Here is a 19,741-nt window from a genome sequence, read left to right as displayed (position 1 = left end):
AGATGGAGTCCGTGGCCCATATTGATGTATCCGGAATCGACTATTTCCTCTCTGACGGCACGCAGCTGCTGAACGGGGTGACCTTCAAGGTTCCGGACGGCACCAAAACCGCACTGATCGGGCCCAACGGCACCGGCAAGACCACCCTCTTCCGGATCATCGCGGGCGATATCACCGCCGACGACGGCGTCATCGGCCGGTCCGGGAACATGGGAATCATGCGCCAGTTCGTGGGGCAGGTCCGGGATGAATCGACTGTGCGCGACCTGCTGGTCTCCGCGGCTCCGCCCGCCCTTGCTGCCGCTGCCCGCGAAGTGGACCAGGCGGAACTGGCCATGATGGAGCACGACGACGAGCCCACCCAGATGAGGTACGCCCAGGCCATCGTCGACTGGGGTGACGCCGGGGGATACGACGTCGAAACCGTCTGGGACGAAGTGTGCATGGCCGCGCTGGGACTCCCCTATGACCGGGCACAGCACCGGGCGGCGTCGAGCCTTTCCGGCGGTGAGCAGAAGCGCCTGGTCCTCGAGGCACTCTTCGCCGGGCCGAACGACCTGCTGCTGCTCGACGAACCCGACAACTATTTGGACGTACCGGGCAAGCGCTGGCTCGAGGAGAAGCTCAACGAGTCCAGCAAGACCGTCTTCTTCATCAGCCACGACCGCGAACTGCTGAACAATGCCGCCGGACGCATTGTGACGCTGGAACCGGGAATCAACGGCGCATCCGCGTGGATCCACGGCGGCGGCTTCGGTTCCTATGTGGAGGCCCGCGCCGACCGCAACGCGCGCTTCGAGGAACTCCGCAAGCGCTGGGACGAGGAGCACATCAAGCTCAAGGAACTCGTCAACATGTACAAGAACAAGGCCGCTTTCCGCTCCGACATGGCCAACCGCTACCACGCAGCCCAGACCAGGCTGGCGAAGTTCCTGGAAGCCGGGCCGCCAGAGGCGCTGCCCATCGAACAGAACGTCCAGATGAGGCTCAGGGGCGGCAGGACGGCGAAACGCGCCATTGTTGCCGAGCGGCTGGAACTGACCGGGCTCATGAAACCGTTCTCCACCGAGGTGTGGTTCGGCGACAGGGTGGGAGTCCTCGGATCCAACGGTTCGGGAAAGTCACACTTCCTGCGGTTGCTGGCCACCGGCGGCACAGACCCTGATCGCGAGCACCTCCCGGTTTCCGACGTGCAGATCGCGGAGGTGCCGCACGAAGGGACGGTAAAGCTGGGTGCCCGCATCCGCCCGGGGTTCTTCGCCCAGACCCACGTACGGCCGGACCTCATGGGCAAGACGCTGCTGGAGATCCTGCACCGCGGTGACGAACACCGTTCAGGGCTCGGCAGGGAAGCGGCTGCCGGGGCACTTGACGGCTACGGGCTGGCGGGGCAGTCGGAGCAAAAATACGAGTCCCTGTCAGGTGGCCAGCAGGCACGGTTCCAGATCCTGCTGCTCCAGCTCAGCGGAGCCACGCTGCTGTTGCTGGATGAGCCAACAGACAACCTCGACCTGCATTCGGCAGAGGCACTCGAGCGCGCCATCGACCACTTCGAGGGGACAGTCCTCGCGGTCACCCATGACCGCTGGTTTGCCCGCACGTTCGACCGTTTCCTGGTGTTCGGTTCCGACGGCCGCGTCTACGAGTCGCCGGAGCCGGTCTGGGATGAGAAGCGTGTGGATCGGGCCCGTTGAGGGAGCGTCATACGGGGATTTTGATCAAATGCTCAGAATAACGTTTCATTTGATCATTTGTTGTTAGTCTTTTCCTATGAAGACGGAGGAACGGCACCGCGCCATCGCAGAAATCCTGCGGGAGCGCGCGGAAGTCAGCGTCGAGGAGTTGACCCTCGCCTGCGATGCCTCCGGAGCCACGATCCGCCGCGACCTGGAGGTGCTGGCGGCGAACGGTGTCCTCAGGCGTGTGCACGGCGGTGCGCGAAGCCTTATTGCGCAGGGTGAGAGTCCCGGCTACGGGCAGCGTGAACTGGAGGACCGGGACGTCAAGCGGCGAATCGCAGCCGCCGTCTCCGCTTTGCTCCGGGACCAGGAACATGTCTGGCTGGACAGCGGAAGCACGGCCACGGAAGTCGCGCGGACGCTGGCGGGCAGGGACCTGACGGTCATGCCCATGTCCTTGCGGTCGCTGGACGCTGCGGCCGGTCCTGAAGGTTCAGCAGGCGTCCGGCCCCGGCTCCTGCTGCCGGGCGGAAGCCTTATCCCCGGGGAACTGTGCTTTCGCGGGCCCCTGGCGGAAGCGAACATCCGCTCCCTCCGCTTCGATACCGCCGTCGTAACGCCCTGTGCGGTCAGCACCCGTGACGGACTGCTGGCCCACGACCTTGAGGACGCAGCGGTGAAACGCGCCGGCATCCAATCCGGGGCGCGGGTGGTGCTTGCGGCTGCGGCAACAAAATGGCATGCACAGGCACGGGTGCTGGTGGCCTCGCTGGAGCGGGTGGATGTGATGGTGACGGACAAGGATTTCAGCGCCGAAGAACGTGCGCAACTCGATGAATATTCAGTGGAAGTAGTGAACGTATGAGCACAAACACCGGCACGGTCCAGCACACAGGATTAACTGCTGCCGCTGCGGCCACGTTCGTGGTCTTTGGCATCAACGGCCTGGTTTTCGCCAGCTGGGCTGCCCGGATCCCGGCAGTGACAGAAACCCTCAACATCACCTCCGGCCAGATGGGCACCCTGCTGCTGTGCACAGCCATCGGTTCGCTCCTGGCGCTGCCTACGGCAGGGCTGGTGGTTGGCAGGATCGGGACAGCCAACACCGTCCGCTGTGGCGGCGTGCTCGCAGCCATTGCAGGTGCGGGCATCGCGCTGTCCCTCTCGGCAGAATCGATACCGGGCACCGCCGTTTCCCTGTTCTTCTTCGGCATCGCCATCGGCTTGTGGGACGTGAGCCAGAATATCGAAGGAGCCGACGTCGAGCACAAGCTCCGGCGGACCATCATGCCGCAGTTCCACGCGGCCTTCAGTGGCGGAGCCTTCCTGGGTGCGCTCATCGGCGCCGCACTCTCAAACCTCGGCGTGGACCTGCCGCTGCACCTGCTGGTCATTGCCGGCATCGTGGTCCTGGTGACCTTGATTGCCCCCCGTTACTTCCTCCCCCACGTGTCGACATCCCCCGCCAAGGGCGAAGCGAAGGCCGAGAGGGGACCGTCTGCCTGGCGGGATAGCCGGACTGTGCTCATTGGCATTGTGGTGCTTGGCGCAACCCTCACTGAGGGCGCAGGCAATGACTGGATCGCCAAGGCCTCAGTGGACGGAATCGGCACCACGGAGTCCACCGGTGCCCTGATGTTCGCCCTCTTTGTCCTCGCCATGACAGCCATGCGGTTCCTTGGCGGCCGCGTGATCGACAAGTATGGCCGTGTCGCCGTACTCCGTGCCAGCATGGCCGCTGCCGCCGCAGGTCTTGGGCTCTTTGTCCTTGCGGGGAACATCTGGCTGGCGGCAGCGGGGGCGGCCCTTTGGGGAATCGGCGCAGCACTTGCGTTCCCGATGGGCATGTCCGCCGCCGCAGATGACCCGGACCACGCTCCCGCGAGGGTGTCTGTTGTATCAACGCTGGGGTATATATCGTTCCTTGCAGGTCCGCCGCTGCTGGGCTACCTGGGCGACCTCACAGGCATCCACCTGGCCCTGCTGGCCATCATGGCACCAATTGTGCTGGCACTGCTGCTGGCGGGAGCGGCGAAACCCCTTCCTGCGAACCGGCAGGCGGACAGCGCATAGCACCCTGCCGCGGTAGGGTGTGCACATGGGGAGCATTTGGCGCAAAAGCCATCGGTGGATTGGCGGGCTGGATAGATACCTGGTAAGGCATATTTCAGATCTTCCCGGCGGCAACCACGATGACTTTTTTCGCCGTCTTTCGGCATCTGCCAACCAAGGGAAGCTTTGGATGGGAGTGGCCGCCGTCATGGCGGCGTTTCCCGGAAAGACGCGGCGGGCGGCCCTGCACGGCCTTATAGCCCAGGCAGTTGCCTCAGCCGTCACCAATGGCGTTTTCAAGACGCTCCTGCCCAGGAGCCGTCCGCTGCCTGAGCATCTTCCGGTGTTCCGGTTCGTGCACCCGCAGCCCACCAGCTCGTCCATGCCCTCCGGGCACTCGGCATCAGCCCTCGCCTTTGCCACGGGAGTGGGTCTGGTCCGGCCCACACTGGGCGCCGCCCTGGCACCGGTTGCTTTGGGAGTGGCCTACTCGCGTGTCCACACGGGTGCGCACTGGCCCTCGGATGTTGTCTTCGGTTCCGCTCTCGGCGCCGGGGCTGCGCTGGTTACCCGCAAGTGGTGGCCTGTCCGACCGCCTTTCCCAAAGCCGTCCAGGACGTGGACGCCGGCGCCTGAACTTCCGGAAGGCGAAGGACTCAGCATCGTGGTGAACACACTGGGCGGGTCGTTCAGGGAGGAGACAGCGGACGCCCTCCGGGAAGTATTCTCAAAAGCGTACATAACTACCGTCCTGCCGGAGGACAACCTGGTCACGGACATCCAGGCCGCCGCTGACAGACCGGGGACCCTCGCCCTCGGTGTGTGGGGCGGAGACGGAACCGTCAACGCAGCGGCCGCCGCCGCCGTCGAACGGGCAATCCCGCTCCTCGTGCTGCCCGGAGGGACGCTCAACCACTTCGCCCGCGACGCGGGAACCGGAAGCCTCAAGGAAGCCCTGGCGGCGGCGTCGCGCGGCGAGGCAGCACTGGCGGACGTGGGGCTGGTGACCATGGAACGCGGCCTTGCCGAAAGTCCGGAGACCGCGGTACTGACCATGCTGAACACATCCAGCGTCGGCCTCTACCCGGACCTGGTGCGGCGGCGGGAGCACCTTCAGCCGGCCCTCGGAAAGCCGCTGGCCGGTGTGGTGGCCATGTTCCGGACCTTCGCTGCCGGTACCCCCCTGACCCTCCGCGTGGACGGTGTGCTGCACAGGGTATGGATCGCCTATGTGGGGCGCGGGCGGTACTACCCCCGGGACCATGCTCCGCTGGTGCGTCCGGTGATGGACGACGGCATGCTGGACCTGCGGCTGATCACGGCCGATGAATCGTTCGCCAGGTTGCGGCTCCTGTGGTCCGTGCTCACAGGAACGGTGGCAAGCTCCACCATCACCCACCTGAGGGAGGCCGCGGAGGTGCGCATCGACGCAGGCGGCGCTCCGATGGCGCTGGCCGTTGACGGCGAGGCGCTGGCAGGAGTGCGCAGCGTGACTTACAAGGTACTCCCCCGGGCTTTGACCTACTACTCGCCGCGGCCCCAGGGCCGCGGCGAGTAGCCCGGTCATCCAAGGGGACTACCCTGATTGCTCCCTGAATCATCCCTGAGACAGGCGAAAAGCGGCTGCGGCGTCGGTAGCGTAAGGGATACACCACCCAGCTGAACCCGTCCGCAGCCCTGCGCTGCCAGCCAGAAGGAACATTCCATGATTGAGGCACGCGACCTGGTCAAGGTCTATGGCGGCAAGACCGCTGTGGCAGGGGTCAGTTTCACCGTCAGGGCAGGCCAGGTCACCGGTTTCCTGGGACCGAACGGTGCCGGCAAGTCCACCACCATGCGCATGATCATGGGACTGGACCGTCCGACGTCGGGCTCGGTCACCGTGAACGGCCGCCCATACGCCGACCACAAAGCGCCCCTGCACGAGGTAGGCGCCCTGCTGGACGCCAAGGCCGTGCACACGAGCTGCAGCGCGTACAACCACCTCCTCGCGATGGCCGCCACGCACGGCATCCCGAAAGCACGGGTGCACGAGGTCATCGAAATGACCGGGCTCGAAGCCGTGGCACGGAAGAAGGCGGGCGGCTTCTCCCTGGGCATGGGCCAGCGGCTGGGGATCGCCGCCGCGCTGCTGGGCGACCCGCAGACACTTATCCCCGGTCAATGGCCTGGACCCCGAGGGCGTCTTGTGGGTCCGCAACCTGGTCCGGTACCTGGCAAACCAGGGCAAAACGGTCTTCCTGTCCTCCCACCTCATGAGCGAAATGGCGCAGACCGCGGACCACCTGATCGTCATTGGCCGGGGCCGCATCATCGCCGACGCCCCGGTGAAGGAGATCATCGCCGGCACCCGCCAGGCCAGGACCCTGGTCCGCACGGACGCAGCGGCGCACCTGTCCCGCCTGCTCGCCAGGGACGGCGTCACCGTGGACCAAAGCGAACCGGAAGCACTCACGGTGACCGGCCTCGACCCGCGCGGGATAGCCCAGGTTGCCCTGGCCAATGGCGTCCTGGTCTACGAGCTCACCCCCCAAATGTCGTCCCTTGAGGACGCATATTTCGACCTCACCAAGGACGAAGTGGAATACCACTCGCACCTCACCGGCGGCGCCGCTGCGACCGCCCAGGAAACCACCTCGGCATCGGCAGGAAAGTAAGGACGATGAGCACCCAGACCACAACCACTGCCGCCCGCATGTCCTCCTCCGCCGGCTCCCGCGGCGTAACCTTCGGCGGTGTCCTGCGGTCCGAATGGATCAAGCTTTGGTCCCTGATGTCCACCCGCATCCTGCTGCTGCTGACCCTCGCGGCAATCGTGGGGGTGGGCGCCCTGGCCGTCCTCATCAGGTACACCTACCTGGATGAGATCGCGCGCAACGCCCGGGAGCAGGGGCAGACCATGACTCCGGAGATGATGGAACAGTCCTTCCCGCCCGGCTCCGGCTTCGAGCTCTACAACCTGCCGAACGCCGGGCTGCAGATCGGCATCCTGGTACTGGGCTCGCTGGCGGTCCTGTTCATGTCCTCCGAATACGCCACGGGCATGATCCGTTCCACCATGAACGCGGTTCCGCAGCGCACCCCGGCGTTCGCGGCCAAGGCCATCATCCTGGTGGTGATCTCCTACTTGATCACCACCATTGCAGGAGCCGCCACCTTCCTGATCGCCATGCCGGTGTTCCGGGGCATCGGCTTCGATTTGGACTGGTCCACGAACGGCGTGCTGTACAGCATCTTCACGGGCGGCCTCTATGTGGCCGGCGTGGCGCTGATCGGGCTCTCACTCGGAACCCTGCTGCGCAACTCCGCCGGCGGCATCACTGTCCTGGTGGGCATTTTCTTCGTCCTGTCCATCGCGGCAAGTTTCCTCACGCTCATCCCGGGCGAGTTCTGGAAGAAGGTTCCGCAGTACATCCCCAGCGAGGCCGGCGGCCGGTTCCTCTCCATCGGACACACGGACGGCGTGATCGATCCGTGGCAGGGCGGCCTGCTCTTCCTGGGCTACGTGCTGCTGTTCCTGGTTCCGGCCGTGATCCTGCTCAAGAAGCGCGACGTCTGACCTGCACGCCCGGATGAACCTGGAGGGACCAGCAAGGGACGCGGCAGCCGGACAGGCTGACGCGTCCTTTGCCGAGCTCACGGCGCGGCGCCGGGGGCTTGTCCGGCGCTACCTGTACCAGCATCAGCGCGTGATGGACGCCGTGGTGGCCCTGAGATATGCGCTGCTGGTTGCCCCCACGGTGGTTGACGCCGCAATGTCCTACAAGTAGCTGGTAACAGCGCTGCTGGTGGCGGTAGCGGGGGCGATGTTCCTGCGCCGTTCCCATCCCGTGGGCCTGGTGGCCTTCGTTGCGGTGGTTGAAGTGGCTGTCACGCTGCTGCACCCCTGGGGTTCCAACGCCTCCGCCGGGCTGTGGTTTTCGCTGTACACGGTGGCTGTGGTGCACTGCCGGCGCTTCTCCCTGATCACCATGGCCGTGTCGACAGCGCCCCTTGCCCTGCTGTACCTGCTGGCCGCCGTCGGGCCCATGGAGAACTCCTTCGTCCAGGACAGCGGAGCAAACCCGGGAGACTTCCATCTCCTGACCAGCATCGCCACCGGCGCCACGATCACCCTGTCCAACGTCATCGCCACCGGCATCGGCATCGGGGTCAAGCAGCGGCGGCAGCACGAAGAGGAGGTTGCGGCCTGGGCGGCCCGGACCGCGCGCCTGGCCTCCGTCAATGAACGCAACCGCATCGCCCGGGAGATGCACGACGTCGTGGCCCACTCGCTCACGGTGATGGTCAGCCTGTCGGACGGCGCCGCCGTCGTGGTCCGGAAGAATCCCGAGCGCGCCGGCGAGGTGCTGGAAGAACTGTCCCGGACCGGACGTGCCGCCCTCGCCGACATGCGCCGGGTCCTGGGCGTCCTGCGCGACGACACAGGCGCCTCGGCACCCAGGCGGCCCATCGCTGAGGGCGACACGCTGGTGAAACTCCTGGAAGGATTCCGCACGGCCGGGCTGCCGCTGCACTACTCGCACAGCGGACCTCCCCTGCCGGCGGACGCCGCCTTCCAGCTCACCGTCTACCGCATCGTCCAGGAATCACTCACCAACGTGCTCCGCTATGCACGGTCCCTGGGACGCGTGGACGTCAGCATCGCCCGATCCGGTTCCACGGTCACCATCGAGGTGCACGACGACGGCGCGGGAGTTCCGGGACAAGCGGCCGATGACGGCGGGGGCGTACAGGCTGACGCCTCCTACGGCACAGGCCAGGGGCTGGCGGGCATGGCAGAGCGGGCACGAATCTATGCCGGAACGGTTGAAGCCGGCCGGAGCGGGCGCGGCTGGCGCGTCCATGCTGTCCTGCACTGGCCGGAAGACGACATCCCCCATTCACGTCCCCACCCCTACCAGTTGCAAGGCAAGGCATGACCGACACCGCTCCCATCACCCTCCTGCTGGTGGACGACCAGCCCCTGCTGCGGATGGGGTTCCGCCTGATCCTGGAAGGCGAGGACGACCTGCAGATCGCCGGCGTGGCGTCCGACGGCGCCGAGGCGGTGCGCCTGGTCGAGGAGCTGAACCCGGATGTGGTGCTGATGGATGTGCGGATGCCGGTCCTGGACGGCATCGAGGCGACCCGGGCCATCACGGCGTCCGGGTCGTGTTCCCGGGTCATCATCCTCACCACGTTCGATGTGGACGAGTACGCCTTCGCGGGCCTGCAGGCGGGCGCTTCGGCATTCCTGCTCAAGGATGCGGCGCCGTCGGACCTGATCAACGCGGTCCGCGTGGTGGCCAGCGGCGACGCCGTCGTTGCTCCCCGGGTCACCCAGCGGCTGCTCGAAACCTATGTCCGTGGGGCTGCAGCCCGGCCGGCTCCCGCCGCCCCGGCCCCGGATCCCCTGCTGGCCGGGCTCACTCCCAGGGAACGGGAGATGCTGGAGGCGATGGCTGAAGGCCTGTCCAACGCCGAAATCGCCCACCGGTACTTCCTGTCCGAGGCCACCGTCAAGACCCATGTCCGGCGGATCCTCACCAAGCTGCACCTTCGCGACCGGGTCCAGGCCGTGGTGTATGCGTATGAAACAGGCCTGGTGGTGCCGAGCAACCCGGATTACTGACCCCACCCAGACCTATGCAAGGCCGGACCGACGTTCGGCATCTACCAGCTGGCCACGATGAGCGGATCTGCAGGGGAGGGTTACACGGCCGGGCTGAACGTCACCCTCTAGACTCGGGAGCATGCCTATCGAATCCTCCGCCGCAGACCACATCCGGGACCTCGGCGCGTACGTGATCGCATCGCCGTCGAGCTTCCATGCGGTGCACGAAGCGGGCAGGCGGCTGGCGGAAGCGGGCTTTGTCCGCCTGGACGAACAGGAGCCGTGGGAGGGCGGTGCGGGATCCTTCTTCATCATCCGGGACGGCGCGCTGATCGCCTGGGTGGTTCCGGAAGGCGCCGGTCCCGGGACCGGCTTCAACATCCTGGGCGCCCACACGGATTCGCCCTCCTTCAAGCTCAAGCCCAAGCCCACCACCGGAGCACACGGCTGGCTGCAGGCAGGGGTGGAGGTGTACGGCGGCCCGCTGATCAACTCCTGGCTGGACCGGGAACTGCAGCTGGCAGGCCGGCTGGTGATGCTTGACGGGACGGAGCACTTGACGGCGACCGGCCCCCTGCTCCGGTTTCCCCAGCTGGCGATCCACCTGGACCGGTCCGTCAATGAGGGGCTCACCCTGGACAAGCAGCGGCACATGAACCCGGTGTGGGGGCTGGGGAATCCGGCTGACTTCGACCTGCTGGAGGTCCTGGCGGAGTCCGTCCCCGGCGCGTCCGTCAATCCTGCCCAGATAGGCGGATACGACGTCGTCATTGCGGACACGCAGGCGCCCGCGGTCTTCGGGGGCAAGGGTGAGTTCTTCGCGTCCGGGCGGCTGGACAACCTTTCGTCCACCCATGCCGGCCTGGTTGCACTGATAGCCCATGCTTCTTTCGGTGCCCCCGCCGGCCCCATCGCCGTACTCGCGGCGTTCGACCATGAGGAGATTGGCTCCAACTCGCGCTCGGGTGCCTGCGGGCCCATCCTCGAAGATGTGCTGGTGCGCATCTGCGACGGGCTCGGGGCTTCGGTAAGCCAGCGGCGCCAGGCGGTAGCGGCGTCGTTCTGTGTTTCTGCCGACGCCGGCCACGCCATCCATCCGAACTACGCCGAACGGCACGATCCTGCCAACCACCCTCTGCTCAACGGCGGTCCGCTGCTTAAGATAAACGCGAACCAGCGTTACGCAACGGACGCCCACGGGGCCGCCCTGTGGGCGCGGCTGTGCGCGAAGACCGGGGTGCCCTACCAGGAGTTCGTGTCCAACAACGCGATCCCCTGCGGGTCCACGATCGGTCCGCTCACCGCCACCCGCCTGGGAATCCGGACGGTGGACGTCGGCGTGCCGCTGCTGTCCATGCATTCTGCACGGGAGCTGTGCGGCGTGGAGGACCCGAGGCGGCTGGCTGCTGTCACCGAGGTGTTCTTCCGCACGCAGTTTTAGGGTCAGCGCCCTTGGCGGCTGGAACCCCCTACCTACCGGGGTTATCCCGAAGTTAATCCCCTATCCCTAACGATTTCACCTTCCGTTAACCCCGTTACTTACGCAACGACCTTATTGGTGCCGCCGAAAAATCGAGTACCAACTACTGGTGATACCTGTCGGTAGCCCACATTAGGCTCTTCGTCACGGACAAGTCGTTGGCTGTGTGTGGCTGGGGCCTAAGACCAGACCTTGACCGGAAAGAGCGCCTGGCGCAACCACCACAAGTGGGCGCGCCACCGTCCCAATTCCGTCGATGTCAAGAAGTGGTGAAGTCTTTGTCTATCTCGACCCAGTTTTCGAGCATGTTTTCCGAGCCGTCGGTAGCAATCACGCAAGCCTCGGTAAGCGTTGTTATTCCGACCCTCAACGAAGAGAAGAACCTTCCATGGGTCCTGCGCCGGATGCCTTCCTACGTGGACGAGGTCATCATCGTGGATGGCCGCTCCCAGGACAACACGGTTGGTGTAGCGCGGGCGCTCCGTGACGACGTTGTCATCGTGGAGGAGAAACGCAAGGGCAAGGGCGTTGCCTTGCGTGCAGGTTTCGCCGCTGCTTCCGGCGACATCATCGTCATGCTGGATGCGGACGGCAGCATGGACCCCCAGGAAATTGGATGGTTCGTTTCCCCGCTCCAGCACGATTATGACTTCGTCAAAGGATCCCGCTACGTCACGGGGGGCGGTTCCGAGGACCTGACCTGGCTGCGGCGGACGGGTAACCGGGCCCTGACGGGACTGGCCAACACCATCCTGCGGAGTAACTACTCCGACCTTTGCTACGGCTACATCGCTTTCCGGCGCGAATGCCTCGAAGTCCTGGAACTGGAATCCGACGGTTTCGAGATTGAGACGGAGCTGATTGTGCGGGCCGCCCGCGCCGGTCTTCGGATTGCGGAAGTGCCCAGTATCGAACTGGACCGGATTTCCGGGGCATCCAACCTGCAGACCTTCCGTGACGGCTGGCGGGTCCTTCGGACGATGGCGCGGGAGTGCGCACTGTGGGAGGCACCCACAGCCGGTGCCCGTCCCGAAGCGCTGCGCCGGGTCAAGTACACCTACGCGAACGTCCGGTTCCCCAGAATCCCGGTTGATCCGCAAAGCCTTCTTTCCCTCCGGGAAGCGGCGTGACATGAAACATTTTCCGAAGTGCACAGTCACTGTGGTGATCTGCGCCTACACCATCGACCGCTGGGCAAATCTGCTCGACGTCATTGAATCAGTGCGTGCACAAACCGTGCGTCCTGAGGAAGTCCTGGTTGTCATCGACCACAACACCGAACTGTACGAGCGGCTTGTTGCAGTGGTGGACGACGTGACCGTCGTCGAAAACATGGGACCGAAGGGCCTTTCAGGTGCACGCAACACCGGCGTCAGCCTCGCGGACACGGACATTGTCGCCTTCCTGGACGACGATGCCGAAGCCGCTCCGGACTGGCTGCAGCATCTGGTGGCACTGTACGACGACCCCGACGTCCTGGGCGTCGGCGGCCGGGTGGTACCGGTCTGGGCAACGGGCCGGCCGAGCTACTTCGGTGAAGAACTCGACTGGATTGTGGGATGCAGCCATCGCGGCATGCCGCGGGTAGCCTCCGAGGTCAGGAATGTCATTGGTGCCAACATGTCGTTCCGCCTGGAGGTCCTGCGCCAGGTGGGGGGGTTTAATCACTCCCTTGGACGCCAGGGGAGCATCCCGCTGGGTTGCGAGGAAACGGAAATTTGCATCCGCTCCAGGATGGGATCGCCCGGCTCCCGCATCGTCTATGAGCCTGCGGCGGTGGTGCGGCACCACGTACCGGCCAGCAGGGCTACGCTCCGTTACATGCTCTCAAGATCCTGGTCCGAGGGGCTCTCCAAGGCCCAGGTCAGCCAGATTGTCGGGCACAAGAGAGCCCTGGGACCCGAACGGCGGTACGTGCGCAGTGTGCTGCCCCGCGCCGTGATGAGCGGACTGTATGACTTCGGCCGGGCAGGCAATCCGGGCGGCCTCGGCCGCGCCGGCGCAGTGATGGCTGTCCTTACCTGTACCGCCGCCGGATATTTCCGCGGCCGCCGGCTGAGCTTCCCGACGGCGGCGAAGACACCCAAGACCTCCCTGCAGCCAGCCTTGCCCTGGAGGAAAGTCCAGTGACGCAGGAGCCGGGGAGGGGACACCGTTGACCAGGCCAGCAGCATCCAGATCCGCAGCACCATCCGATCCACACAACAGCTCGACAAGGGGACAAAACATGCGTACCAGGCAGACCAAAACGTTGAACTTCGACATCCACGGCCGCGTCACGATCAGTGTTGACGCAGAGGCGCCGGCGGCTCACCAGCTCAAGACCATGTTGGCGTGCTTCGCCACCGACGCCGACCGGCCCGCCCAGATTGTGGTGGATGACCGGCCGGAGCCGATGCCGGATGCAGGCCTGCTGGAGCACGAGCTTGCGTACACGGAGGCCAGCGTGCGCTTCAACGCCGACCGGGTCCAGGTGGTGAGGGACGCAGACCAGTGGCGTATTCATGGCGCAGGCGAGCTGCTGACCTCCGTGGTGCCTGTCCTCGACGCCGCCATGGTGGAACGGGGCGCCGCAATGATCCATGCCGCGACCATGGCCTACAAGGGCCACGCCGTGGCATTGCCAGCTGCAGGCGGGACCGGCAAGACGAGCACCGCCGCCAAGCTGATGCGCCGCGAGGGGTGGTCATTCATGGGCGACGACTGGGCTTTCCTCGCCGAGGACGCCACCCTGCTGGGCTACGCGAAGCCGATGTTCATCAAGCCGCACCACCGCGCCATCTACCCCCACCTGTTCGAAGGTGTCCGCAAGCCCCTCGTCCCGTCCCGGCTCTCGCACAGCGTCGGCCGGCTCACCACGGTGGTGCACCCGTACGTCATCCGCTATCCCCGGCTGGCGGACTTCTCCCGCAAGTGGTCGCCGGAGCACCGCATGGTCGACGCATCCGCCGCTTTCCCCGGACGCGCAGTGACCACCTCGGCTCCGCTCGCCGCCGCCGTCTACGTCGAACGCTACGAGGGCGCACGTACCCGGATTGTCGAAAAAACGAACGACTGGATGGTGGACCGCATGATCGGCAACTTCCACATCGAGATGGCGGGCTTCTCCCAGCGCGTTGTGACGGGCCTGGCGGCGACATCAGTTGTGCCATGGCGCGAGCACTTCGCAGCGAAGGGGCTTGTGCTGGACAAAGCGCTGGACGGCCGTCCGTGCCACCTGCTCCAGGTTCCCTCGGCCTACTCTGCGGACGAGGCCTCGGACGATATTGTCCGGCATCTTGAGGAACTGCTGCCGTCGATCCTTGACGACCAGGCCTGAGGGGTGAGGCACAGTGGGTTACAGCCCTGCCAACGTCACCGCCGTCGTTCCTGCCCGTAACGCCGAACACCTGCTCCCGGAGTGCCTGGATGCCCTGCGCCGGACCGGTGTTGCGGAAATCATCGTGGTGGACGGTTTGTCCACCGACCGTACAGTCGAGATCGCCCGATCCGCCGGAGCGCGGGTTTTGAGTGATGAGGGACGCGGCCTGCCGTGGGCCAGGACCCTGGGCGTGAAAAACAGCAACACCCCGTGGGTCCTGCTCGTCGACGCCGACGTGGTGTTCAGCCCCACCGGTGTGGCGGAACTGCTCGCAGAACTGGAGGAAGATGGCTATGACGCCCTCCAGGCCGGCCTCGAAAGCGTCGCCGGGCCGGGTTACTGGGGACAGGCACTCGCCCATCATCACCGCACCGGCCGGAGCCGCAACTGGTTCGGGCTGGTGGCCACGATCGTGGACCGGGAACTCATGCTGAGCCTGGGCTTCGACGACTCGTTCAAGTCGGGCGAGGACATCGAGTTGCGCTGGCGGATGCGCAATTCGGGACTGCGGACGGGTGTGTCGCGGCGGGTCGCCGTCGAACACCGCTTCGCCGCAGATGACTTCGACTTTGCCCTCGACCAGTTCATGATGGACGGCACGGGACTGGGCAAGATGATCCGCAAGCACGGCTGGCGTGGCGCGAGACTTGCCTTGCTTCCGGCCGCTGCGGCGGTCCGGGGAAGTGCCCTGAGTTTGGTCAAGGGCCAGCCCCGCTGGTTGCGTTACTACGCTGCCTTCTGCTGGTACAACTACGCGGGCGTGGTCAAGGGCATCTCCTCGTGAGCATCGTCAAAGGTAAACCCGATGTGGACGGCATGCCCGTCCGCCACTCTCCATTGCAGAGCTCCTTTGGCCTCATCCTGGCCAAAGGAGCGCAGACGGGTTCGGGTTTCGCCTTTTGGGTAGTGGCCGCGCACGCGGCGACGGATCGTGAGGTCGGGCTCACCACAGCCGCGGTTTCGGCAGTGTTGATCTGTGCCCAGCTCGCAGTGCTGGGCGCTGGATCAGCAGTGATCGTCTCGGTGGGACGGGGGGAACCTCCGGCCCGGGTGCTGGACGCCGCGATCGCGATCGTGGCCGTCGCCAGTACAGTCCTGGCCCTCGGGTACCTCCTGCTGGAGTTGGTCGTGGCTCCGGTCACGGCATCGGTCTCGGTGCTCTTCTGGCTGATGTTTATCTTCGCGGCCGTCACCGGGACGCTGGGCACCGTGCTGGACCAGGCGCTGGTCGCCCTGGGCCGCGGTGCCACTGCCACCCTGAGGTACACGCTGGGCGGCCTGGTGTCCCTCGCGGCTGTGTCACTAGTGGCCTGGCAGTGGCACGGCGCCTCGGCCGACGTGCTGCTGGCCTGCTGGACCATCGGCAACGCCCTCACGTGCATGGTCGGTCTGGTCCAGTTGAGGAGGCTCGTGGGCTACCGGCCCCGGCCGTCACTGCACCCGGCGCGCGGACGTCCGCTGCTGGCAGTGGGCATTCCAAACCAGCTCCTCACCCTGACCGAGCGCGCCCCGGGCCTGCTGTTACCGCCCCTGCTTGCGCACATGGTGGCGCCCGAGGCCGCTGCCTACTGGTATCCGGCATGGATGATGGCCTGGGCGGCTTACACCGCGCCGATGCTTATGGGGATAGTCCAGTTCTCGGAGGGTGTCCGCGAGCCAGGCCGCCTCGTGGCGACAACGTGGTCGACTCTCCGGTGGTCGCTCGCCATCGGAGGCCTCGCCGCCGTCGTCCTCATTATCTTCGCCCGCCCGCTGCTCCACCTGTTGGGCCACCGTTACGCCGAAGCCTCCACCGGCGCCCTGCGGTGGCTTGCGGCCGGTGTGATCGCCTATGCCGTACTGCAGGCCTACAACGCCGTGTGCCGCGCGCGCGGCCGCTATGCGGAGGCAATCACGGTGGGCGTGGTCCTCGCAGTCGCCCTCTGCACCGCAGCGCTCTCGGCCGCCGAAAGGGGCGCCAGCGACATGGCCCTGACGTGGCTGGTTGTGCTGTCAACAGGAGCCCTGGCTGTGGGCATTCGATTGCTCGCCATCCTCCGGCGCGTCAAGAAGGAGATGACATGACCAGTACGCTCGTTCCAACCAGCCGCACTGATAAACGGCTGAAGCCACGCGATGTGTGGTGCGCCCTTGCCGGCGCTGCGTCGTTGGTCCTTGCCCTCGGGGCCGCTGCCAGCGTAGTTCTGCCCGTAAACAGCGATTTGGGGCTCGTGGCAGTCCTTCCCTACCCATACTGGGTCGGGGTACTGCTTCTGAACGTCACCTTCGTTGTGGCGCTGCGGGGCGACGCCACAGGCCCCGCGAGCCGCCCGGTGATGATGTGGCTCCTCGCGGTGCAGGTGCTCGTACTCTTTGGGGCCGCAGCATTCGTAACCGATGTCCCGCGCGGTGAGGTCGCGTTCCGGCACCTGGGCATCGCAGACGCCCTCGGGGACACCGGGGCAGTGGATCCGAATATTGACGCCTACTTCAACTGGCCCGGCTTCTTTGCCCTTTTGGCGACCGTGCTCCAGGCAACCGGCCTCGATCCCGTGACCGTTGCCCTCTGGGCACCTGTGTTCAACGTGGGTTTGTGGCTTTTAGCCGTGGCCGTGCTGATGCGCTACTTGACCCAGGACCCGCGACGGCGCTGGCTCGTGTTGTGGATATTCTGCCTCGGAAACTGGCAGGACCAGGACTACCTGTCCCCCCAGGCCTTCGGCTTTTTCCTCTACCTCGTTGTGGCCGTGCTGTTGATCGGCCCGTTGGCCGCGCAACCTTCGAAGTTCCGGGGATTCCGGCCAGCGGATCTTGTGGCGTGGTGGCGGGAGCGCTCGCCTTCGGAACACCGGCCAAGGTTCCGTGTGGGCGCCCTCGCTGCAGTAATCCTCCTCGTTACGGTGATCTGCGCCAGCCACCAGCTGACGCCATTCATGCTGCTCATCACCATCACCGTGCTCACCCTCAGCGGACGGGTGTGGCCCGGCCGGCTACCCCTGATCACCGCTATTGTGCTGGTCCTTTGGCTGGTCTATCCCGCGAGCACGTACCTCATCGGGCACCCGCCGATGGAGGACGCAGGACTGTCGGCCGCAGTCGAGTCGAACGTCGCTGAGCGCGTGAGCGGAACCCCGGGGCACGTCTTTGTGGTACAGGTCCGGGTAGTGCTCACAGTCCTGCTGTGGCTCCTCGCCCTTGCGGGTGCCGTGCGGGATTGGCGCAGGAAGCGGCTCGACATCCGGGTAGTCCTCTTCGCCGTCAGCCCGATGCTGCTCTTCCCGTCGCAAATGTACGGAGGCGAGATGCTCATCCGCGTGTCGCTGTTCGCACTGCCTTTCATCGCACTGCTCGCGTCTTCAGCCCTGCTTCCAAAACAGCGCAGCACACGCCCCTCCTTCAGAACCGCAGGGGCGCTGGTGCTTACCTTCTGCCTGCTGGCTGCGATGACTGTGACGGGGCGGTTCGGGAACGCACGGTATGACGTCTTCACCGACGATGAAATGGCGGCTATTGCCGCAGCGGAAAGCATGGCGCCGCCGGGGGCGGCAATCCTCTCGTCTGCCCACCCCACCCCATGGCGTACGGAGACGTACCTCGAGAACCCGCACCGGGCGATTGAAGACCTGTGCAAGCAGGACCTCACCGCGGCAACCTGCGGCCCGACCTTCTACAACTACGCACGAAACAACCCTGCGGGCGGGATTGTCGTGCTCATGCGCTCCACAGAGGCAAGCCTGGTGCTCCAGGGTGACAGCACCACCAACAACATGCAGGAGATGGAACAGTGGTTCAAAGCGCAGGACGGCGTGGAACTGGTCGTGAGCAACGCCGACGCACGCGTATATCGGGTAGTGCCATGAGCGGCGCCCTCAAGAGAGAGACCCTTGCGATCGGCCTGGCGGCCATTGCACTGTCACTGTTGACCATTGTGGGTCTGCCCGGGCCGCTGCAGGCCGTGGCCGCACTGGCGATCCTCATCCTGCTCCCTGGTCTTGCGCTGGCCCGGCTCCTGCCGGTGACCGGCCCCGCACCCGCAGCGCTGCTGGCCTTGGCGCTCGGCCTCGCAACACTCACGGCGGTGTCACTGGGGATGTTCTACCTGGCGGTGTGGTCCTGGCAGGCATGCGTCCTGGCCATGGGCCTGCTTACAGTCCTCGCCACTGTGGCATGCGCCTGGCAGGACATGGCACGGACACGGAAGGAGGTTGCACAATGATCGAGCTGGCAGGACTGATCGCAGCTGCCATCCTGTTCTTCACCCTCGTTGCCCTCGAGGTCCAGTTCGTAGGACAGGACAGCACACAGCCCGCGCGCCCACGGCTCCTGGGCCTCACGATCAACCGCAAAGTAGTCGTCGTCCTGTGGGCAGTGTTCCTGCTCCTTTTCATTCCACGCCTGCTGGAGCTGCTCCTGTGAGCCCCGCAGCGCAGTGGTGGCTTGTCAGCGATCTCCATCTGGACGACAGCGACGAGGACCCGAGGTGCCCCGGCAAAGTCCTTCCCAATTTCCTGCGGAACGTGCCCGCCGGTTCCGGCACCGGTCAGCACGTCGTCTTCGTCGGAGACTCGTTCGAACTCGCCGGGCTGGGCGAGGATGAGAGCCTGGCCCGGCTGGAGTCCATTCTCAAGTTCCATCAGGAGGCGCTCCGGGCACTCAGGGAGTGTACGGCACGCGGCGTCCGTCTCCACTTCATGTGCGGCAACCACGACGTCGAGCTGGCACGCCCTTCCGTGGCGGACCGCCTGTCGGTGTTGCTCTCACCGGCCAACCCCGCCCGGGTCAGGGTGCACCCCTGGTTCCTGCATGTCCCCGGCGTGCTCGTGGCCGAACACGGGCATCAGCACCACGCACTGCACCGGATACCCGAGGTGCTCCGCACCGCCGTTAACGGCACTGACGAGCTGGGCCTTGCGCCGCTTGCCGCCTGGCACGCCTACGCATCCAAGCCGGCCCTGAGCCGTGCCGGAGCCCTTGCCCGGGCGTGCCTTGCGTCCGAGCAGGCCGAGCGCCGTATCCGGGGACTCGCGTACGACGAGTTGCTGCAACTGGAGTCCGAGCGGCTTGGGCTGAACGGGGAAGCGGTTCGGGACCTCGCCCGCCTGTCCCGGTTTCGGACCGTCTCAGCGCTCCCTGTTGCCGCGACGCGTATGGCGTTGGCGGCGGCAGGCCGCAGCATCGCCAGGGAAAACGCGCCGGCTGCAGCTGGCCGGGTCGCGAGGACACTGCAATCGCATGGCGTGGCGGTGCCCTGGTACATCTCGGCCCACACCCACCGCGCCCTCGAATCGCCCCTTGAGGACTGCCCCACCCGGTACATCAACACGGGTACGTGGAGCTGGGACGTGCGCGGCCACGGGCCCGACCAGGCGGACCAGCGGGCGTTCCCCTATGCCGTGGTCGAGGTCGCGGAGGACGGCAGCACCAGTGGCGGCCTGCGGTACTGGCGGCCGGACGTGTGGTGAACCTATAGCCGCCGGCCGGAGGTTTTCCACATGGACCGGCCCGCGCACACGCCCATGCCAAGGAACCGCTAGGCTCGAAGTCAAGCGCAAATCGCCTAAGCGGTCCAAATGCACTAAGATATTGAAGTCTGT

The 19,741-nt window shown here is 65.8% G+C and carries 18 protein-coding genes and 1 pseudogene; all 19 read left to right on the top strand.

The features are described 5' to 3' along the window. Positions 1 to 11: 11 nt before the first annotated feature. The 19 genes and pseudogenes from ACLH0K_RS17755 (at position 12) to ACLH0K_RS17665 (ending at position 19,609) form a co-directional block, all read left to right on the top strand. Complete coding sequence (locus tag ACLH0K_RS17755) at positions 12 to 1,694, top strand: ABC-F family ATP-binding cassette domain-containing protein (protein WP_411374832.1); 1,683 nt, start codon at positions 12 to 14, stop codon at positions 1,692 to 1,694. Positions 1,695 to 1,770: 76 nt separating this feature from the next. Then, positions 1,771 to 2,544: a DeoR/GlpR family DNA-binding transcription regulator gene (locus tag ACLH0K_RS17750; protein ID WP_411374831.1), complete on the top strand. Its 774-nt coding sequence runs from the start codon at positions 1,771 to 1,773 to the stop codon at positions 2,542 to 2,544. Further along, positions 2,541 to 3,752 (top strand): MFS transporter, encoded by a 1,212-nt coding sequence (locus ACLH0K_RS17745; RefSeq protein WP_411374830.1) that lies wholly within the window; start codon positions 2,541 to 2,543, stop codon positions 3,750 to 3,752. The genes ACLH0K_RS17750 and ACLH0K_RS17745 overlap by 4 nt, the downstream gene beginning before the upstream one ends. A 25-nt stretch (positions 3,753 to 3,777) precedes the next feature. Next, positions 3,778 to 5,289 carry a bifunctional phosphatase PAP2/diacylglycerol kinase family protein gene (locus ACLH0K_RS17740; RefSeq protein WP_411374829.1) on the top strand — a complete coding sequence of 504 codons (1,512 nt, stop codon included), beginning with the start codon at positions 3,778 to 3,780 and terminating at the stop codon, positions 5,287 to 5,289. Positions 5,290 to 5,436: 147 nt separating this feature from the next. Continuing rightward, positions 5,437 to 6,388 (top strand): annotated as a pseudogene (locus ACLH0K_RS17735) (ABC transporter ATP-binding protein). Between the two features lie 5 nt (positions 6,389 to 6,393). Further along, positions 6,394 to 7,290: an ABC transporter permease gene (locus tag ACLH0K_RS17730; protein WP_411374828.1), complete on the top strand. Its 897-nt coding sequence runs from the start codon at positions 6,394 to 6,396 to the stop codon at positions 7,288 to 7,290. 13 nt (positions 7,291 to 7,303) lie between these two features. Continuing rightward, the gene (locus tag ACLH0K_RS17725) at positions 7,304 to 7,501 is read left to right on the top strand and encodes a hypothetical protein (RefSeq protein WP_411374827.1); all 198 of its coding nucleotides are present in this window, start codon (positions 7,304 to 7,306) and stop codon (positions 7,499 to 7,501) included. Between the two features lie 18 nt (positions 7,502 to 7,519). Then, positions 7,520 to 8,653, top strand: coding sequence for a sensor histidine kinase (locus ACLH0K_RS17720; protein WP_411374826.1), 1,134 nt, complete (start codon positions 7,520 to 7,522; stop codon positions 8,651 to 8,653). After that, positions 8,650 to 9,345, top strand: coding sequence for a response regulator (locus ACLH0K_RS17715; protein WP_411374825.1), 696 nt, complete (start codon positions 8,650 to 8,652; stop codon positions 9,343 to 9,345). The genes ACLH0K_RS17720 and ACLH0K_RS17715 overlap by 4 nt, the downstream gene beginning before the upstream one ends. Positions 9,346 to 9,466: 121 nt before the next feature. Beyond that, the gene (locus ACLH0K_RS17710) at positions 9,467 to 10,768 is read left to right on the top strand and encodes a M18 family aminopeptidase (RefSeq protein WP_411374824.1); all 1,302 of its coding nucleotides are present in this window, start codon (positions 9,467 to 9,469) and stop codon (positions 10,766 to 10,768) included. 344 nt (positions 10,769 to 11,112) lie between these two features. Beyond that, a complete protein-coding gene (locus ACLH0K_RS17705; protein ID WP_411374823.1) occupies positions 11,113 to 11,937 on the top strand; it encodes a glycosyltransferase family 2 protein in 825 nt (274 codons plus the stop codon). Position 11,938: 1 nt separating this feature from the next. Then, positions 11,939 to 12,937 carry a glycosyltransferase family 2 protein gene (locus ACLH0K_RS17700; RefSeq protein WP_411374822.1) on the top strand — a complete coding sequence of 333 codons (999 nt, stop codon included), beginning with the start codon at positions 11,939 to 11,941 and terminating at the stop codon, positions 12,935 to 12,937. A 97-nt stretch (positions 12,938 to 13,034) separates the two neighbouring features. Then, entirely contained in the window at positions 13,035 to 14,126 is a 1,092-nt protein-coding gene (locus ACLH0K_RS17695; protein WP_411374821.1) for a hypothetical protein, read from the top strand. A gap of 13 nt (positions 14,127 to 14,139) precedes the next feature. Continuing rightward, complete coding sequence (locus ACLH0K_RS17690; protein ID WP_138137247.1) at positions 14,140 to 14,952, top strand: glycosyltransferase family 2 protein; 813 nt, start codon at positions 14,140 to 14,142, stop codon at positions 14,950 to 14,952. After that, positions 14,949 to 16,232, top strand: a complete 1,284-nt coding sequence (locus ACLH0K_RS17685; protein WP_411374820.1) for a lipopolysaccharide biosynthesis protein — start codon at positions 14,949 to 14,951, stop codon at positions 16,230 to 16,232. Before ACLH0K_RS17690 ends, ACLH0K_RS17685 begins: the two co-directional genes overlap by 4 nt. Continuing rightward, entirely contained in the window at positions 16,229 to 18,007 is a 1,779-nt protein-coding gene (locus ACLH0K_RS17680; RefSeq protein ID WP_411374819.1) for a glycosyltransferase, read from the top strand. The genes ACLH0K_RS17685 and ACLH0K_RS17680 overlap by 4 nt, the downstream gene beginning before the upstream one ends. Next, a complete protein-coding gene (locus ACLH0K_RS17675) occupies positions 18,004 to 18,363 on the top strand; it encodes a hypothetical protein (protein ID WP_411374818.1) in 360 nt (119 codons plus the stop codon). The genes ACLH0K_RS17680 and ACLH0K_RS17675 overlap by 4 nt, the downstream gene beginning before the upstream one ends. Next, the gene (locus ACLH0K_RS17670; RefSeq protein WP_411374817.1) at positions 18,360 to 18,563 is read left to right on the top strand and encodes a hypothetical protein; all 204 of its coding nucleotides are present in this window, start codon (positions 18,360 to 18,362) and stop codon (positions 18,561 to 18,563) included. The genes ACLH0K_RS17675 and ACLH0K_RS17670 overlap by 4 nt, the downstream gene beginning before the upstream one ends. After that, positions 18,560 to 19,609: a hypothetical protein gene (locus tag ACLH0K_RS17665; RefSeq protein WP_411374816.1), complete on the top strand. Its 1,050-nt coding sequence runs from the start codon at positions 18,560 to 18,562 to the stop codon at positions 19,607 to 19,609. Before ACLH0K_RS17670 ends, ACLH0K_RS17665 begins: the two co-directional genes overlap by 4 nt. Positions 19,610 to 19,741 lie beyond the last annotated feature (132 nt).

The organism is Arthrobacter sp. MPF02 (genome assembly GCF_046605375.1).
Classification (GTDB): Bacteria; Actinomycetota; Actinomycetes; order Actinomycetales; family Micrococcaceae; genus Arthrobacter.
This window is presented reverse-complemented; position numbering and strand designations above follow the sequence as displayed.

What these genes read in the sequence shown, in the direction of transcription:
- ACLH0K_RS17705 (WP_411374823.1), top strand. Translation starts at nt 11,113, where the DNA reads ATGTTTTCCGAGCCGTCGGTAGCAATCACGCAAGCCTCGGTAAGCGTT.
- ACLH0K_RS17750 (WP_411374831.1), top strand. Translation starts at nt 1,771, where the DNA reads ATGAAGACGGAGGAACGGCACCGCGCCATCGCAGAAATCCTGCGGGAG.
- ACLH0K_RS17710 (WP_411374824.1), top strand. Translation starts at nt 9,467, where the DNA reads ATGCCTATCGAATCCTCCGCCGCAGACCACATCCGGGACCTCGGCGCG.
- ACLH0K_RS17740 (WP_411374829.1), top strand. Translation starts at nt 3,778, where the DNA reads ATGGGGAGCATTTGGCGCAAAAGCCATCGGTGGATTGGCGGGCTGGAT.
- ACLH0K_RS17675 (WP_411374818.1), top strand. Translation starts at nt 18,004, where the DNA reads ATGAGCGGCGCCCTCAAGAGAGAGACCCTTGCGATCGGCCTGGCGGCC.
- ACLH0K_RS17700 (WP_411374822.1), top strand. Translation starts at nt 11,939, where the DNA reads ATGAAACATTTTCCGAAGTGCACAGTCACTGTGGTGATCTGCGCCTAC.
- ACLH0K_RS17745 (WP_411374830.1), top strand. Translation starts at nt 2,541, where the DNA reads ATGAGCACAAACACCGGCACGGTCCAGCACACAGGATTAACTGCTGCC.
- ACLH0K_RS17670 (WP_411374817.1), top strand. Translation starts at nt 18,360, where the DNA reads ATGATCGAGCTGGCAGGACTGATCGCAGCTGCCATCCTGTTCTTCACC.
- ACLH0K_RS17730 (WP_411374828.1), top strand. Translation starts at nt 6,394, where the DNA reads ATGAGCACCCAGACCACAACCACTGCCGCCCGCATGTCCTCCTCCGCC.
- ACLH0K_RS17725 (WP_411374827.1), top strand. Translation starts at nt 7,304, where the DNA reads ATGAACCTGGAGGGACCAGCAAGGGACGCGGCAGCCGGACAGGCTGAC.
- ACLH0K_RS17695 (WP_411374821.1), top strand. Translation starts at nt 13,035, where the DNA reads ATGCGTACCAGGCAGACCAAAACGTTGAACTTCGACATCCACGGCCGC.
- ACLH0K_RS17680 (WP_411374819.1), top strand. Translation starts at nt 16,229, where the DNA reads ATGACCAGTACGCTCGTTCCAACCAGCCGCACTGATAAACGGCTGAAG.
- ACLH0K_RS17715 (WP_411374825.1), top strand. Translation starts at nt 8,650, where the DNA reads ATGACCGACACCGCTCCCATCACCCTCCTGCTGGTGGACGACCAGCCC.